Genomic DNA, 16,875 nt, shown 5'->3' with positions numbered 1-16,875 from the left:
AACACATCGAATCAGCCCTTTAAAACGTCTTAATAAAAATCCGTTTTAAAGGTATAAAAAAAGACCACTCACTTTCAATTTTTCTTGAAAATGAACGGTCTTTCACGCTTCTGTTATTTAGTTGAATGATAAAAATATTACTTTTCCTTTGATGTGTTTCCGAAGCCGCAGTCCAATACCACAGACACATTTACTCCATCAGAAATTGCCTTTTTGTATGTTTTTCGGTCACTCTGGTCAAACCTGAAAAACCTCTCAAAGTGCCTAAAATCAAGGATTCTTACAAATCTGTCCGATGTAGTGCAACTATTGTCTCTATATGCACCGTCGACGGGAACATGTCGCAAGCCTTCACTTTCTTCACTTCATAGCCATGTTCTCCCAGCCACTTCACATCTCTTGCCAACGTCGCGGAGTCGCAGCTTACGTACACGATGCGTTCCGGCTGCATTTTAACCATGGTTTCGAGAGCAGCGGGATCGCAGCCTTTACGGGGCGGATCGACAACGATGACGTCAGCATGAATGCCCTCGTTTTTGTATTTCTCAGGAAGGACTTCTTCTGCTTTTCCCACGAAAAATTCTGCGTTGATGATGCCATTAAGCTTTGCGTTGACTTTGGCATCAGCGATGGCCTCAGGCACAATCTCCACACCATAGACTTTTCCTGCTTTCTGTGCCAGGAAGAGGGAAATGGTGCCGATCCCGCAGTAGAGATCCCAGACAGTCTCATTTCCTTTGAGATCTGCATACTCCAGTGCCGTCTCATACAGTTTCCTGGTCTGTACCGGATTCACCTGGTAGAAAGAAAGCGGAGAGATCTGATATTTGATATTTCCAATATAATCGGTAATGTAATCCTGGCCCCAGACGGAAACCATCTCCGTTCCCATGATCACATTGGTATTTTTCGTATTCACATTGATGGTAATGCTGGTCATGCCAGGAATTTCCCTCAGAGATTCCACCAACTGTTCCATCTTCGGCATAGTCTTTCCGTTGAGAATGAGACAGACCATCACCTCGCCGGTGGTGAAGCCTTTGCGGATCAGCACATGGCGCAGAAGTCCTTTTCCGGTCTTCTCATCATAAGTCGGAATCCGGAATTTCTTCAGGTGATCCAAAATCTTTTCCAGAATCTCGCGGTTTTCTTCCACTCCAAGCCAGCATTCCGTGCAGGGAATGATATTGTGGGAACGGGCTGCATAGAATCCGGTCACCACATTTCCTTCTTTGTCGGTGCCAAAGGGAAACTGTGCCTTATTCCGGTATCTCCATGGCTCTTCCATCCCCATAATCTCCGGCACTTCCAGATCAGTAAGTCCGCCGATACGGGTCAGATGGTTCCACACTTTTTTCGCCTTGAAGTCAAGCTGTGCCTCATAAGTCATGGCCTGCAGCTGACACCCGCCGCACTGGCGTGCAAAATTGCACCGGGGCGCACAGCGCACCGGCGACGGTTCCAACACTTCCATGAGACGGGCATAACCATAATGTTTTTTCATTTTCATGATCTTTGCCTGAATCCGGTCGCCGACCACCGCATCTTTTACAAAGATGGCCATGCCGTCGGCTTTTCCGATTCCTTCCCCGTCAATGCCGAGATCTTCTATTGTCAGTTCGATGATATCGTCTTTCTTCATCAATTACTTACTCGTCTTTCTAATATTTGACTCAAACAGGCGGTTATAGCCAAGCCATCCCTGATTATCACCTGCTGCCTTCAGCGCCTCAATCATGGTCTGCATATGCGCATCCGTATTATCTGCAAAATTCAGCGCAATGGCCTCCAACAGTGCCGGTTTTTTCGGGGAACCATATTCCAGTTCTCCGTGATGGGCCAGAATGCAGTGCTTCAGTTCGTTGCCGAGTTTTACCGGAAATCCTGGTATTTGTCTCGTCCGCTCGCCAACCATCTCTGCGCCGATCATAATATGCCCCAGAAGCTGTCCCTCATCCGTATAATCATTTGCAGGAAAAGCGGACAGTTCATAAACCTTTCCAATATCATGGCACATGGCCGCCGTGTACAGAAGATCTCCGTTAATCATCGGATAGTAATTGATATAATAATCACAGAGCTTGGTAACGCTTAAGGTATGCTCCAGAAGACCGCCTACAAATCCGTGATGCACGGTTTTTGCCGCACTGCTGAATTTGAATGCCTTTACAAATTCCTTGTCTTCCACGAAAAGACTTTTGAGCAGCTGGGACAGGTACGGATTCTTTACCTTTGCCACAAATCCAAGCAGCTCCTGATACATTTCATTGATATCCTTGCTGCTCACTGGCAGATAGTCCACCGGATTGTACTCGCCCTCTCTTGCTTTTCTGACACGCTTGATATTCAGCTGCATCTGTCCCTGAAAACTGGTTACATCCGCTACAATATCTACATAATCCAGATTTGCAAAATCATCAATACCCTGGGAATTGGGATCCCAGATCTTGGCATCTGCCGTTCCTGTCTTATCCTGCAGAATTACATTCTCATAGGCTTTTCCCGTCTTAGTCACCGCACTCTGACGATTTTTACACAGATAAATTCCGGAGATACGCTCGCCCTCGCGGAAACTTTCAATATATTTCATTCTCATTTTTCTCCCTGTTATTTTTATTCATAAATCTTTAATTCCACGGTTGTCTCCAGTTCCTGATAACCGCTCTTGGATGACCGTTCAAACGTCACCTGTACTTTCTGTCCATCGATGCAGGTAAGCAATACGGACATGACATCCTTCATGTTGGTCACACTCTGACCGCTCATTCCGGTAATAATATCTCCTGGCTGAATACCTGCTGCGATGGCCGGTGAATCCATGCTTACTTCCGCCACGTAAACACCGATAGGAATATTTTCTGATTCGGAAATGGAAGTGGTCACATCCGCTCCCACAATTCCCATATACACCATGTCCTGATTATTGGACAGATGTTCAATAACCGCTTTCATATCGGAAATGCCGTAAGCCTGAATGGTATTTTTCTGGGCATTGACCTCACACTCACTCTGAATGACACCCACAATCTTACCATCCCAGTTCACCAGCACACCGCTGCCTTCCTCTGCACTTGCAATGTCCGTGGTAAGGATATTGTAGCTGCCGTCATAAAGAGAGGCATTCTGATTGGATGACGTTACATTTCCAAATAAAACAGAACCAAAACTGCCCAGCGGACTTCCCACTGCCAGAACCGGCTCGCCGCTCCGGATGGATTTGGAACTTCCAAAATCTGCATCCACCACATTTTCACGGGTACTGTCCCCGATATCACCCAAGTTTACCCCGACAACCGCAAGTCCTGTATTTTTATCATACTTTTTCAGGGTTCCCTTGGCCGTGGTGTGATCATAAAATGTCACCAGAAGACTCTCTGCATTGCGGATTTCCTGATACTGGGTCAGAAGCAGTAATTCTACACCATTATCTCCTACGACAGTTCCGCATACAGAATTCTGTGTGGTAAGGCTTTCATCGAACCAGTCCGTATCGATACTGACTGCAGAAATATTAACCAGACTTTTTTCCACCTGACTTCCAATCTGCATCAGCTGCTGATACATTTTATGATAATCGTTCAGTTCCATGCTGACCGTTTCCGTAATATAAACCGGCGGCTCTGCCTCTCCTGTCCCATCTTCTTCTCCGGGGGCAGCCTCCTCCGGGAGTTCAATGGGCTGCAGTTCTTTTTCTTCTGCTTTTCTGCTGATATGGGGAATCAGTACTGCCCAGACCAGCGTCGCCGCAAGCGCAAAAATCACGCCGCCGGCTACTGCTGCGAACCCTTTCTGGATCTTCGGATTTTTATAAAATGGTCTTTGTTTCACCTTTTCCTGCATGAATGAGTAACCGGTGCCTTTTTCCTTATTTTCCTCTCCCATATAGACCTCCATCGGGAAATGATGCACTGTCGGCCGTCATTTGGCCAGTTCCTGTCAGCATTATACTATTTTTCCCTTTTGATGTCCATAATTCTGCTTTTCATTCCCCCGTAAATGGGGTAAAATAATTTCATAATGGGAGGATTTTATGAATCAGAAAGCTTTAAAAACACTGGAATACGATAAAATTATTCATAGATTAACCGGACACGCTGCTTCCGCCGGAGCAAAGGAGCGCTGCGAGAAATTACAGCCTTCCTCATCCCTCTGGGAGATTGAACGTGCCCAGACGCAGACCGCTGACGCTCTCAGACGTGTCTATCAGAAGGGCAGTGTTTCCTTCGGCGGTATCCGTGATATCCGCGGATCCATCAAGCGTCTCCAGATTGGCGGCATTCTCGGCATGGGCGAACTGCGCCAAATCATGTCTCTTCTGGAGACCGCTGACAAAGTAAAGCAGTACGGTGCTCATGAAAATGTTGACGAGAAGACCGATTCTCTGGACGAGTCTTTTGATTTTCTGGATCCGGTTCCCTCACTGGCAAAAGAAATCCGCCGCTGCATTCTGGCGGATGATGAGATGGCTGATGATGCCAGCCCGGCTCTTTTCTCCATTCGCCGTTCCATGCGGCAGATGAACGACAAAGTGCACAGCACCCTGACGTCTATGGTCAACGGTGCCATGCGTACCTATCTGCAGGATGCCGTCATTACCATGCGTGACGGCCGCTACTGTCTGCCAGTCAAAGCGGAACACAGAAGTCAGGTGCCTGGCATGATCCATGACCAGAGTGCCACTGGTTCCACCCTGTTCATCGAACCAATGGCAGTTGTTAAGCTCAACAATGAATTCAAAGAGCTGTTGTTAAAAGAACAACAGGAAATGGAAAAAATTCTGTCGGACTTAAGCGAGAAATCCGCTGCCTGGGCAGACCAGATCACTGGAGATTATGACATTCTGGTGGAGCTGGATTTTATTTTTGCAAAAGCTATGCTGGCAAAAGAGATGGATGCCGTCCGTCCGATTTTCAATGACCAGCGCCGCATTCGCATCAAGGATGGCCGCCATCCGCTGCTGGATCCGAAGAAGGTCGTTCCGGTCACCGTCCGGCTGGGTGATGATTTCCGGCTTCTGATTATCACCGGTCCCAATACCGGTGGTAAAACCGTTTCTTTAAAGACAGTCGGTCTTTTTACTCTTATGGGACAGGCAGGTCTCCACATTCCTGCCTTCGAGGGTTCAGAGCTTGGCGTCTTTGACAATGTATTTGCAGATATCGGAGATGAGCAGAGTATTGAGCAGAGCTTAAGTACCTTCTCCTCCCATATGACAACTATCGTTAAGATCTTAAAGGAAATGGATACCAATTCCCTGGTGCTCTTCGATGAGCTGGGAGCCGGAACAGATCCGACCGAAGGCGCTGCATTGGCCGTCTCCATTCTGGATCATCTCCAGAAGCAGGGTATCCGCACCATGGCAACCACCCACTACAGCGAGCTGAAGATCTATGCCCTCTCGACGGAAGGCGTGGAAAATGCCTGCTGTGAATTTGATGTAGAGTCCCTGCGTCCCACCTACCGCCTGCTCATCGGCATTCCCGGAAAGAGTAATGCATTCGCCATCTCTTCCCGACTGGGACTTCCGGATTTTCTCATCGAAGATGCAAAGACCCATTTAAGTGCCAAAGATGAGAATTTCGAGGATGTGATTGCAGAACTGGAGCACAGCCGCATTACCCTTGAAAAAGAGCAAATGGAAATTCAAAGTTATAAAGAAGAAATCCGCAAGCTCCGCAATGAACTGCAGCGCAAGCAGGAAAATATCGACCAGCGCCGTGAAAAACTTCTGAAAGATGCCAACGACAAAGCCGCTGCCATTTTACAGGAAGCAAAAGACTACGCAGATGAGACCATCAAGAATTTCCACAAATTCGGAAAAGCCAACATTTCCATTAAAGATATGGAACAACAACGTTCTAAACTGCGTGAAAAAATTGATTCTGCCCAGTCTAAGAGCCAGTCAAAAAATACAGCAAAACCGAAAAAGAAAGTGAAAGCAGATAAGCTTCACATCGGTGACAAAGTACGGGTATTGAGCCTGAACCTGGAGGGAACCGTCAGCACCATGCCCAATGCCAAAGGAGATCTCTTCGTACAGATGGGCATTCTCCGCTCCCAGGTAAATATAAACGATCTGGAATACATCGGCGAAGCAGAGCAGCCTTATGCAGCAAAGAATGCATCCGGAAGCGGCAAGATCCGCATATCCAAATCTGCTCTGGTCAGCACGGAAATTAATCTCATCGGCATGACTGTCGATGAAGCCATAGGACATCTGGACAAATATCTGGACGATGCTTATCTTGCCCATGTCCCCAGTGTCCGTATTGTACACGGGAAAGGTACCGGAGCCCTTAGAAATGCCGTCCAGCAACAACTGAAACGTTCAAAATATGTGAAGAGTTTCCGCCTGGGTACTTTCGGCGAAGGCGATGCCGGTGTAACCATTGCCGAATTCAAATAGATTAGATAAGGAGTAAAAACTATGCCTTCCAAACAGAAAATTCTCATCGTAGATGATGATACCAATATCGCAGAACTGATTTCTCTTTATCTGACCAAAGAGTTCTACGAAGTACAGATTGTGGAGGACGGTGAGCAGGCGCTGCAGGTATTCGATACTTTTCAGCCAAACCTGATTCTCCTGGATCTGATGCTGCCCGGTATGGACGGCTATCAGGTCTGTCGGGAAATCCGCAGCCGCTCCGACACTCCCATCATCATGCTCTCTGCCAAAGGAGAAGTCTTTGATAAAGTGCTGGGGCTGGAGCTTGGCGCTGATGATTACATGATCAAACCTTTTGATTCCAAGGAACTAGTAGCCCGTGTCAAAGCGGTTCTGCGGCGATTCCAGCCGTCCCGTCAGGATACGTCACCTGTTTCCAAGCTGGTTCAGTACCCGGATCTCATTATCAATCAGACCAATTATTCTGTTATTTACAAAGGAGAGACTGTGGACATGCCGCCAAAGGAATTGGAGCTTCTCTATTTTCTGGCGTCTTCCCCCAATCAGGTATTTACCAGGGAACAGCTTCTCGATCACATCTGGGGATACGAATATATCGGTGATACCCGGACCGTAGACGTACATATCAAGAGACTTCGTGAAAAAATCAAAGACCATGCTGCCTGGCGCCTGGCAACCGTATGGGGCATTGGTTATAAATTCGAGGTGAAATAATGCGCCTGTCTCTCACGAAAAAATATATACTTTCGTTCCTGATTTTCGGTATCAGCTGTTTTCTTATGATTTCAACAGTCACTTCTCAGCTGATTATGAAACAGGTCATTCTTGAAAAAGCTTCCGTTTTTTACCAGGAAGGCATCTATATGTCAGACCAGTATGTAGGAAACTATTTTGAACAGCAGGACAGCCAGCAAAAATTTTCCACGGTTCGCTCCCAGTTGGAGGCCTTATGCATTTATCTGAATGCCCGGATCTGGCTGATCAGCACAGACGGCATAATTATCTTGGACTCCTCAGAGTCCACTTCCAGAAATATGCATGAAGAAATTACCGGATTCGATCCCGTACTTCCTGGCGGCAGCTATTATACTACCGGCGATTTCTTCGGCACCCTTTCCGAAGAATCTTTGAGCGTGCTGATCCCGGTCTCCCATAATTATCATGTACGCGGTTATATTGCCATTCACGTTCCATTGTCGGTACTGACCCATGAGAAGGAAAGCTATCTGCTTCCCTACTACATTACCCTCATCGCACTGGCCGTGCTGGGACTTTTATTTGTCGCTGCCAACTGGTTGATCGTCTATTACCCTCTTCGCAGACTCCGGAAAGCTGCCGGAGATTATGCCATTGGAAATTTCCAGACACCCATCTCTCTGGAACGGGATGATGAGCTTGGCTATCTGGCACACACCATGGATTTTATGGCGGGAGCCCTTCTGGATTATGATGAAGACCAGCGGAAACTGATTTCCAATGTATCTCACGACTTCCGTTCCCCGCTGACTTCCATCAAAGGTTATATCGAGGCCATCCTCGATGGAACCATTCCGCCTGAAATGCAGGGAAAGTACCTGAATATTGTCCTTCGGGAAACCGAACGGCTGACCGGACTGACACATAATCTTCTGGTTCTTAATTCCATGAATCCGAAACAGAATCGACTGAATAAAACCGAATTTGATATTAACGCAGTCATCAAAAATACGGCAGCCGCTTTTGAAGGCACCTGTATGGCAAAAAACATCAAAATCGATCTTTTGTTTTCCGACTGGCATTCCGTGGTTTTTGCGGACATGTCCAAGATCCAGCAGGTACTCTATAATCTCATTGATAATGCCATTAAGTTTAGTCATAACGACTCCGCCATTACCATTGAGACAACCTCTCGCTATGAAAAGATTTTTGTCTCCGTCCGGGACACCGGTATCGGCATTCCTCGGGACAGCATTAAAAAGATCTGGGAACGTTTTTACAAGACAGATCTGTCCCGCGGAAAGGATAAGAAAGGCACCGGTCTTGGCCTTGCCATTGTAAAAGAAATCATTCAGCTGCATGGAGAAAATATCAACGTAGTCAGCACCGAAGGTGTCGGCACGGAATTTATCTTCTCTCTCAGCAAAGCAGAAAAAGAGGATGGGGAATCCTAAGATTCCTCACCCTCTTTTTTCTATTGATATCTTTATACACGATTGTAATTAATGAGACAGCCTTTCAGAATAATCTCCCGTTCTTCTGCAGTCATCTCTCCCAGCTTCAATGTGAATGGCTTCAATGCATTTCCTTCTACCACATAAGCTTCCACTTCTTTTGCCCCGTTTTTCACTGCTTCGGTAATATGCGGAACAAAGAGATAATCTCCGTTCTTGAAGGGCAGCTCTCCCTCGTCGATAAGGAATGGCAGCATACCCCAGTTAATGAGGTTGGAACGATAACGCTTGGTGGCATAGCTGTTGGCAATATTCGCCCAGCCACCCAATACTTTCTGGCAGGAAGCTGCCTGCTCTCTTGCAGAACCATCTCCCGGTTTTACAGCGAAGATCGTACTTCCCACGCCGAGATTTCCTTTTCCTGCTTCCGGATATCTGGTGTGTACCGCATCCATAACCGTCTTCAGTTCAGGTACCACATCTAAAGGACAATTGCCTGCTTCGATAGCTTTCTGGGCTTTCTGGATCTCTTTTGCACGACCTACATACTCCGGATCTTTTCTGGACAGGGTAAATTCTGCAAGTCCCAGCGGATTGGAACGATAAGAAGAAGTCTCACCGGAGGGAATCAGCTCATCCGTAGTAGTGACCGGATCATGAATCTCGGATACCACTTTCAGCACCAGATACTCTGGCAGCGCACTCATGGCCGGCCAGTCTTTAATATTCGGACCAAAGTGAATCTCCACGGAAGGATCTGCCACTCCTTTGCTGTCAAAGACACGATTCTCATAGATCTTCTTATCAAAGAAGTATTTCGGATTGCGGAACTCTACATCCAGATCCGTTGCGGCTGTCAGATATCCCTTGTTGGCTGCTGTCGCAGCAATGGAACGGGCATCCATCAGTGCCACAGACGCGATCTGGCCATTCTGCAGCTTGGAACCTTCACGGTTCGGGAAGTTTCTGGTGGAATGACGGATACTGAAGCCATTATTGGACGGCGTATCACCTGCACCGAAACAAGGTCCGCAGAATGCGGTCTTAAGGACTGCTCCGGTCTCCATCAGCATGGCTGCGGAACCATTTTTAATCAGTTCCATATAAACCGGCATGGATGCCGGGTAAACGCTTAACGTAAATTCATCGGCGCCGATGCTTCTGCCCTTCAGAATATCTGCCGCTGCACAAATATTTTCAAATCCGCCGCCTGCACATCCGGCAATGATTCCCTGATCCACATAGAGTTTTCCATTTCTCACCTTATCTCTCAGGGAGAAATGTACCTGATCGCCAAGGCTGACTCTTCCGCGGGCTTCACAGTCTGCCAGAATATCATCAAGATTTGCATTCAGCTCTTCAATGGTATACGCATTGCTCGGATGGAACGGCATGGCAATCATCGGTTTGATCTCGCTTAAGTTGACAACAATCATGCCGTCATAATAAGCTGCCGGTCCCGGATTCAGCTCTTTGTAATCACCTGATCTTCCGTGAATTTCATAAAACTCCTGAATCTTCTCATCGGTTCTCCAGATAGAAGACAGACAGGTGGTCTCTGTAGTCATAACGTCCACACCGATACGGAAATCTGCACTTAAGTTTGCAACACCGTCACCGATGAACTCCATGACTTTATTATTGACATAACCACACTCAAATACCGCTTTGATAATAGCGAGGGCCACGTCCTGAGGACCAACTCCCTTCATGGGACTTCCCGTCAGATAAACGCCTACCACACCCGGCATGGAAATATCATAGGTCTGGTTCAACAGCTGTTTTACCAGCTCCGGACCGCCCTCGCCCATGGCCATGGTTCCCAGGGCACCGTAACGGGTGTGGCTGTCAGAACCAAGAATCATCTTCCCGCCGCCTGCCAGCATTTCTCTTGCAAACTGATGGATAACGGCCTGATGAGGCGGTACATACATGCCGCCGTACTTTTTGGCACAGGTCAGTCCAAACATATGATCATCTTCGTTAATCGTTCCTCCTACTGCACAAAGACTGTTATGGCAGTTCGTCAGAACATAGGGCATGGGAAATTTCTCAAGACCTGATGCACGGGCCGTCTGAATAATTCCCACAAACGTAATATCATGGGACGTCAGCTTGTCAAACCGGATTTTCAGTTTGTCCATGTTGTCTGACGTATTATGCGCTTTTAAAATTCCATAGGCAATGGTCTGTTTCTTTGCCTCTTCCTTCTCCGGAACATTTCCCAGCTTTCCAGCTAAGATGGATGCACCTTCTGCTGTATCGGCGATGATTTCCGTTCCATTAAGGACGTAAGCACCACCATCATATAACTGAATCATAGACACCTCCATAAACGAGAAACTACCTGTATAATCGTATACAATTATACAAGTAGTTTCTATGAAAAGCAAGACCTAACTCTCTGTAGTTTCAGAAGCACACGGAAAACTTACTGTTACTTTAAAAAGATCTCCATCCAAATAAATCTCAAAAGTTCCCTGCTGGATTTCCGTCAGATCCTTGGCAATGGACAGGCCCAGTCCGCTTCCTTCCGTACTTCTTGATTCGTCTCCTCTGGTAAATCGTTCTGTCAGTTCTTCCGGAGAAATATTTAAAGGATTCTCCGAAATATTTTTAAGGGAAAAGGCCACCCGATCTCCATCATTAATCAGATCCAGATAAACCCTTGTATGAGGCATGGCATACTTTTCCACATTGCGGAAAAGATTCTCGATAATTCTCCACAGACGCCTGCCGTCTGCATCCACATACTGGGGATTCTGAGGATAATTTTCTACCAGTTGAAGTCCTCGCGCTTCAAACCGTTCGACAAATTCACCACTGGTCTGCATAAGCAGTTCTTTCACATCAATCCGACAGATATTCAGCACAACATTGCCAGAACTGGCCCGTGATGCCTCCACCAGATCTTCCGTCAGCTGTTTGAGCCTCTGGGATTTCTGATCCAGCACAATCAGATACTCATTGGCTTTTTCATTGTGCAGATCCTCCCGTTTCAGAAGGTCTACATAGTTGATAATCGAAGTAAGCGGTGTCTTCAGATCGTGGGACACATTGGTGATCAGATCCGCCTTCATCCGTTCACTTTTCATCTGTTCCTGCAGCGCATGTCTTAGGCCGTCACCCAGATCATTGATGGCAGCTGCCATCTGCCGATTTCGGGCAAACAGGCCATTTTCCGGAATTCTAGTATCCCCTTCCTCGGAATTGATTTCCTGCACCGCGTTTAACAGTTTCTGCCGCTGTATACCGTCTGTTACCAGCACGGCCAGTACTACAAGATTAAACACAGCCAGCACGGCAATGGACAAGACACCTTTTCCGGACAGCACCCAAAGCAAGATCTGAAGGAGCAGATAACCAACAAAGAAGACGCTTACCTGCAATACTGTATCCACATGATTCAGAATCACCAGCGCCATATTCCATAAGAAGCGCAGGAGCCATACCAGAATCCAGATCGCTGTTACCAAAAGCAAAACCGCAGCTGCCACCACCGGCAGAATGTAGGGTTGCAGATTCTGATCTGCTTCCTGGTATTTCATTGCTGCTGTCGATAGCACATCTGTTGCCGGAAACGTAGTATCAATTCCCACATAAACTAAGTATTCTCCTGCTAGGTGTACATTCCATCCTTCCAGCAGATCATGGGTATTATAGGAATAATAATCTCCCACATTTTGCTGTGCTACGCTGATCGTTCGGCTGTCATAGATGTAATAGCTCCCCAGTCCTTTGAAATAGGCAGCAAATGTATCCTGGGAAGTTTCACTCTGCAGGGAATCTACATTGGTATATACGTTTCCATTTCCCAGATCCCACAACAGATACCTCACATTGGTGGCCTGTGCCGACCAGTTCTTCTGCTGCTCCTGATAAAGGGCCACCTCCCTCTGAATCTGCTTCATGGCCTCTGCGAGTTGGTTGACTACTACTTTATATTTCTCATCACAGAGATTACAATATTCCTGAATGCTTCCATAGAAAAGTGGCTTGTAAGATTCGTTCAGCACGTCATCCGTATAGGATGTTCCCTTCAGGCTCCACTGATACAAATCTCCCAGACGATAGCAGATACCCTTCGTTTTTTCCGACTCCGGCATTTCATCATAGATGATGCCATTCTCCACATAGTCCCGGATACGAATAATCCGGTTCGGATCATACACACCGTCTTTCTCCATACGGCTGTCACGAGCTGCTGCCGTCAGTGCATCATATACCGATGATGCCGCCTGCTCCTGAAATTCCGAGGTTTCCACATAAGCTTTTCCCTCCAGAATATCTTTCCAGGTTTCACCTCCGTATCCGGCTCGCATACCAGCCACAAATCCAACCGCTAATACAGCAGCGGCAATCACATTGACGCAGATAACAATTCCTCTTAAGAACGACAGATGCCCCTTCTTCATAGACTCCTCCTATTCCCGGTCAATCTTATAACCCACGCCCCATACTACTTTCAGATAACGGGGGTCCTTCGGATTGATCTCGATTTTTTCCCGGATATGACGAATATGCACTGCCACGGTATTGTCACCGCTGACCGCCTCTTCTTTCCAGATGCGCTCATAGATCTGGCCAATAGAAAATACTTTTCCTGGATTCTGCACCAGCAGAAGTAAAATACGGTATTCCATGGGGGTCAGTTTCACCACTTCTCCATCCACCGTTACTTCCTTCCGGTCATCATCCACCCGAAGCCCGCCGATCTGAAAAACCGTGTCTTTCTTCTCAGCAATGGCCCCGAGCTGTGTATAACGGCGCAGAACCGATTTTACCCTTGCGTTCAGCTCCAGTGGATTAAAAGGTTTGGTGATATAGTCATCCGCACCTACATTAAGTCCCAGAATCTTGTCCACATCTTCAGATTTGGCAGAAAGGAAAATAATAGGAACCGCACTGATTTCCCGGATCTTCATAGTGGCACGGATGCCGTCCATCCGGGGCATCATAATGTCCAGAATCACCAGTTGTATTTCCTTCTCTTTTACCATGCGGATTGCCTCAAGTCCATCGTAAGCCTTCAGGACCGTATATCCTTCCTGGCTTAAATAAATCTCAATGGCGTCCACAATCGCTTGATCATCGTCGCAGACCAGAATGTTCATATTCGTATCTCCTTTACTGCCTATAGTTATAACATTCTTTTTTTAAGATAGAAGAAGCAAAATTATTAAGATTCTTTAAAGACTGGTGAAAAACAGATTTCCTCCCTCTGCAAATGCCGCGGAAGCATCTCCTCTTCCCATGGTCCTAAGTTCTGCCTGTCCTGGTATCCACAAAATCACATTCTGCGGATCATAGCCTACCAGCAGAACGGCTCCGTCACCCGTCACTGCTGTCACCGGCATTCCGTTGTCTACATAATAGAGAGCCATATCAAGCGTACAGTCAGAGAGAATACAGCTATTATCTCCCAGCTCCTGCTCACAGATTTCCCAGACAGGTGTACCTTCTGCCGTCTTTGCTGCTACTTCCGTGTAGATTTGTTTCTGCCGGAGCATTCTCTGGATGCACTGTTCCAGTGCATTTCCCGTTTCTGCGGTTTCTGCCTCTTCTGTTTCTTCAAAGCCGCTTAAAGTCACTCGCGTCTGTCTGGTTCCCCTGCTCCAGAAACAGATGCCTCCTTTCCATACGGAACCCATATTTTCATAAGCCCACTGTATACTCTCAGATAAAGTATCAAAGCCTTCCGTCTGTCCGTCAAAGGCATATGCCAGATACCGTTCCATTCCGGCACTATCCAGTTCCAGTGTCCTGCTTCCTTCAAAAATCACCAGTTTCACCTTCGGGCGTTTCATATTTCCGCTCTTCACAGTTCCACTGTAATTCAGAACGGTTTCATTTCTCTTCACATCATCATAAACCGTCTTCCAGACCAGAAGATTCGTCTTCTTTTCACTGGTATAGGTGATCGGTTCCGGCAGGGCTTCCGCATAACTTCCGTCGCTGGTCAGCTGGACACAGGTCAGGTCAATCCGGTTCTCCACAATAGAAATATCCGTCACATATTTTCCTTTGGATGCATACTCAAATTCCCGGACTTCACCACCATTATGATTTTTGATAATCACACGGTACATAGGAAACATCTCCTGGCCAGTCACATCTTCACAAATCTCTTCCTTGCGGGCTGTTCCATAGATAAAATCTTCTTCCATAAAACCAAGGGCCCGAACCCGTTCCCCACTGTCGGCACGAATCTGCTTTGTCTGGGCATTCTCGGTATCCAGGAGGTAAATACGTTCTGCAGTTCCATCCGTCCATGCAGCCCCCTGACCACTGTCTGATACCTGGATCCAGTTCTCATCGATATTTTCTGCCAGTGTTTTTACCGAACAATCCGTCAGGTTGATCTGCAGAATCATACCTTTATAGGAAATCCATGCCACGCCGTCGTTATTCTCCACCGCCAGTTTTCCCACATCTTCCTTCATGGCACTGAAGGGTTTATCCGACGGCAGGAAGAACTGCTCTTCCACCGTATTGACCAGCGCATCATACCGGCATAACAAGATTCCGCTTTGACCTTCATAATTTCCCCGATCGATATAACCATAGACCAGAAAATTCATGCTTCCCGAATCCTCCATCTTAAGAATACGGAAATCATGCTCATTATACATTCCTCTTTCATCGGATCCGGTCTGGAATCCATAAACCATGCTCAACCGATTCTGTCCGAAATCATAACACCAGAGCTGCCCCTGCTGCACAAATCCCACTACATTTTCTTCTTTATTCTTCTTATTCTGAATCTCTCCATTCCGGATGCCAAAAGATATTTTTCCGTCTTCCGTCAATTGTTTGCCCGGATCGAAGATCTTTTCCGCGGTCCGTTCATATCCCAACAGATACATACGGGATGCCGTATAACGTACCCGGAGGGCTTCTTCCACCTGGTAGAGCTCCTTAGTGTCGGTATTTTCTATTTCATATTCCAAAATCACAGATGCCACATCTGCCGTCACATCCGTAAAACGTACTTTCAGATCCGTCGTCTGGGATACCGGCATATCCCCCCAGGTCACCGGACCGGAACGCGAATGGATATTCACATAACCAAGACTTTTTCCATCCATGGTTCCATTGGGTTCCAGGTAGCTGAGATAGCTGCTGTCTGTCTGTTTTTCTACCGTGACCTGATGGAATTCCCGTGCAAAATCCATACACTCTTTCATATGGTTCTCCCCCAGATACGTCAGCTGCATGTAGTAATACACCATTGGATGGCTTTCCGTCTCCACCTGCAGAATCAGAAGATAATCCTGTTCTTTTTCCAGCAGATCTTTTAGTTCCAGCGTATAGCGCAGATACTGTCCGTCATCTTCCATGCTCAGCTCCTGTCCATTCTGAATCAGTCTGTTCTGATCCATGGTGCGGACTTCATAGGAGACATTTTTTACCTGCGCATTATATTTTTCCAGTGCAAGAGTCAGCTGGTGATCCTGCGAAACAGCCGCCATCACATCCTTCATATAACGCCCGTCCATCTCTTCCACATAGCCATGGATTTCATTGCATAACTGTCCGTCGATCTCCGCATACACCACCGGCAGCGTCGCATCCTCCATGGTCGTCGTCATGTCCCTGTTCCCTATCCGTGTCATCAGGCTCATAAGAAAAATCCCTGCCAGAAATGACAGTACGATGCTCCCTGTTTTCAATAAATTTTTTTTCATATAAGTTCTCCCTTTTTGGAAAAAGCCAACTGTTCTCTTCGGAAAACAATCGGCCCTTTATCTGTCATTTTCATGTAGTCAGTTTACTATCACCCGGCAAAGGTGTCAATTACTTTCCAAACAGAATCCCGGATCCTCCCCGCATTCTCTGCCGTTTTCTTCTCCGCAGCATTTCCTGCAGCAGTAAAACGCCGATCAGATCCTGCATCTGCTCCCATTCCGGGGCAGCTTCGCCAAACTGTTCCCTCTCTTGTGCCAGCTTCCAGATCTCCCTGCTCTTTTTCATCAGGGATAACTGATCCGGATATTCGTCATACATCATACTGCCCGGATATTCCAGCTGAATACAGATTTCTTCTACATAAGGCTGCAGTCTTTTTGCCATAATGGGATACATCTCCGAAAGCCTTCTGGCATCTTCCTCTTCTTCCATTTTCTCCGGAAAATTCCAGAGTTTCCAATAATTCATCTGATTTCCATAGGGATAAAGCCAGGGAAAAGTTCTCTGTTCATGGCAAAAGCCATAGGGCGAACACATATAATAAGGATTCCATTCACCGCTTTCCTTCATGCATCTAACGCTCCCCTCTTCTTTCTATATATAATTATCTATATGCGCCCGATCCTT

The 16,875-nt window shown here is 46.9% G+C and carries 11 protein-coding genes; 3 read left to right on the top strand and 8 right to left on the bottom strand.

Annotated features, from left to right (window positions below; genetic code table 11):
* Positions 1-280: 280 nt before the first annotated feature.
* From rlmD to ACZMB2_RS07255, 3 genes are read right to left on the bottom strand one after another with little or no spacing between them, the layout of a single operon-like run.
* Positions 281-1,642 (bottom strand): 23S rRNA (uracil(1939)-C(5))-methyltransferase RlmD, encoded by a 1,362-nt coding sequence (gene rlmD / locus ACZMB2_RS07265; RefSeq protein WP_487596193.1) that lies wholly within the window; start codon positions 1,640-1,642, stop codon positions 281-283.
* Between the two features lie 3 nt (positions 1,643-1,645).
* A complete protein-coding gene (locus tag ACZMB2_RS07260; protein WP_487596192.1) occupies positions 1,646-2,590 on the bottom strand; it encodes a 3'-5' exoribonuclease YhaM family protein in 945 nt (314 codons plus the stop codon).
* A gap of 23 nt (positions 2,591-2,613) precedes the next feature.
* Positions 2,614-3,882, bottom strand: a complete 1,269-nt coding sequence (locus ACZMB2_RS07255) for a S1C family serine protease (RefSeq protein ID WP_487596191.1) — start codon at positions 3,880-3,882, stop codon at positions 2,614-2,616.
* A 148-nt stretch (positions 3,883-4,030) separates the two neighbouring features.
* Here ACZMB2_RS07255 and ACZMB2_RS07250 point away from each other — a divergent pair, with 148 nt between their 5' ends.
* Genes ACZMB2_RS07250 through ACZMB2_RS07240 form a run of 3 tightly spaced genes read left to right on the top strand, consistent with a single transcriptional unit; the run spans position 4,031 to position 8,559 of the window.
* The gene (locus ACZMB2_RS07250) at positions 4,031-6,406 is read left to right on the top strand and encodes an endonuclease MutS2 (protein WP_487596190.1); all 2,376 of its coding nucleotides are present in this window, start codon (positions 4,031-4,033) and stop codon (positions 6,404-6,406) included.
* 21 nt (positions 6,407-6,427) lie between these two features.
* A complete protein-coding gene (locus ACZMB2_RS07245) occupies positions 6,428-7,123 on the top strand; it encodes a response regulator (protein WP_487596189.1) in 696 nt (231 codons plus the stop codon).
* The gene (locus ACZMB2_RS07240; protein ID WP_487596188.1) at positions 7,123-8,559 is read left to right on the top strand and encodes a sensor histidine kinase; all 1,437 of its coding nucleotides are present in this window, start codon (positions 7,123-7,125) and stop codon (positions 8,557-8,559) included. The genes ACZMB2_RS07245 and ACZMB2_RS07240 overlap by 1 nt, the downstream gene beginning before the upstream one ends.
* A gap of 32 nt (positions 8,560-8,591) precedes the next feature.
* Here the strand turns inward: ACZMB2_RS07240 and ACZMB2_RS07235 are convergent, their stop codons facing one another.
* The 5 genes from ACZMB2_RS07235 to ACZMB2_RS07215 all read right to left on the bottom strand — a co-directional run bounded on the left by ACZMB2_RS07235 (position 8,592) and on the right by ACZMB2_RS07215 (position 16,818).
* Positions 8,592-10,880 carry a hydratase gene (locus ACZMB2_RS07235; protein ID WP_487596187.1) on the bottom strand — a complete coding sequence of 763 codons (2,289 nt, stop codon included), beginning with the start codon at positions 10,878-10,880 and terminating at the stop codon, positions 8,592-8,594.
* A 75-nt stretch (positions 10,881-10,955) separates the two neighbouring features.
* The gene (locus tag ACZMB2_RS07230; RefSeq protein ID WP_487596186.1) at positions 10,956-12,974 is read right to left on the bottom strand and encodes a sensor histidine kinase; all 2,019 of its coding nucleotides are present in this window, start codon (positions 12,972-12,974) and stop codon (positions 10,956-10,958) included.
* Between the two features lie 9 nt (positions 12,975-12,983).
* Positions 12,984-13,673, bottom strand: coding sequence for a response regulator transcription factor (locus tag ACZMB2_RS07225; protein WP_487596185.1), 690 nt, complete (start codon positions 13,671-13,673; stop codon positions 12,984-12,986).
* Between the two features lie 75 nt (positions 13,674-13,748).
* Positions 13,749-16,247 (bottom strand): hypothetical protein, encoded by a 2,499-nt coding sequence (locus ACZMB2_RS07220; RefSeq protein WP_487596184.1) that lies wholly within the window; start codon positions 16,245-16,247, stop codon positions 13,749-13,751.
* 109 nt (positions 16,248-16,356) lie between these two features.
* Entirely contained in the window at positions 16,357-16,818 is a 462-nt protein-coding gene (locus ACZMB2_RS07215) for a hypothetical protein (RefSeq protein ID WP_487596183.1), read from the bottom strand.
* Positions 16,819-16,875 lie beyond the last annotated feature (57 nt).

This window comes from Hominiventricola sp., assembly GCF_057604405.1.
Note: the sequence above shows the minus strand (reverse complement) of the source record. Positions and strands in the feature narration are given on the sequence as shown.

Bases quoted from the DNA above. Each gene is read 5' to 3' on its own strand.
- ACZMB2_RS07230 (WP_487596186.1), bottom strand. From the start codon at position 12,974: ATGAAGAAGGGGCATCTGTCGTTCTTAAGAGGAATTGTTATCTGCGTC.
- ACZMB2_RS07235 (WP_487596187.1), bottom strand. From the start codon at position 10,880: ATGATTCAGTTATATGATGGTGGTGCTTACGTCCTTAATGGAACGGAA.
- ACZMB2_RS07260 (WP_487596192.1), bottom strand. From the start codon at position 2,590: ATGAAATATATTGAAAGTTTCCGCGAGGGCGAGCGTATCTCCGGAATT.
- ACZMB2_RS07225 (WP_487596185.1), bottom strand. From the start codon at position 13,673: ATGAACATTCTGGTCTGCGACGATGATCAAGCGATTGTGGACGCCATT.
- ACZMB2_RS07245 (WP_487596189.1), top strand. From the start codon at position 6,428: ATGCCTTCCAAACAGAAAATTCTCATCGTAGATGATGATACCAATATC.
- ACZMB2_RS07250 (WP_487596190.1), top strand. From the start codon at position 4,031: ATGAATCAGAAAGCTTTAAAAACACTGGAATACGATAAAATTATTCAT.
- ACZMB2_RS07215 (WP_487596183.1), bottom strand. From the start codon at position 16,818: ATGAAGGAAAGCGGTGAATGGAATCCTTATTATATGTGTTCGCCCTAT.
- ACZMB2_RS07220 (WP_487596184.1), bottom strand. From the start codon at position 16,247: ATGAAAAAAAATTTATTGAAAACAGGGAGCATCGTACTGTCATTTCTG.
- ACZMB2_RS07240 (WP_487596188.1), top strand. From the start codon at position 7,123: ATGCGCCTGTCTCTCACGAAAAAATATATACTTTCGTTCCTGATTTTC.
- ACZMB2_RS07255 (WP_487596191.1), bottom strand. From the start codon at position 3,882: ATGGGAGAGGAAAATAAGGAAAAAGGCACCGGTTACTCATTCATGCAG.
- rlmD (WP_487596193.1), bottom strand. From the start codon at position 1,642: ATGAAGAAAGACGATATCATCGAACTGACAATAGAAGATCTCGGCATT.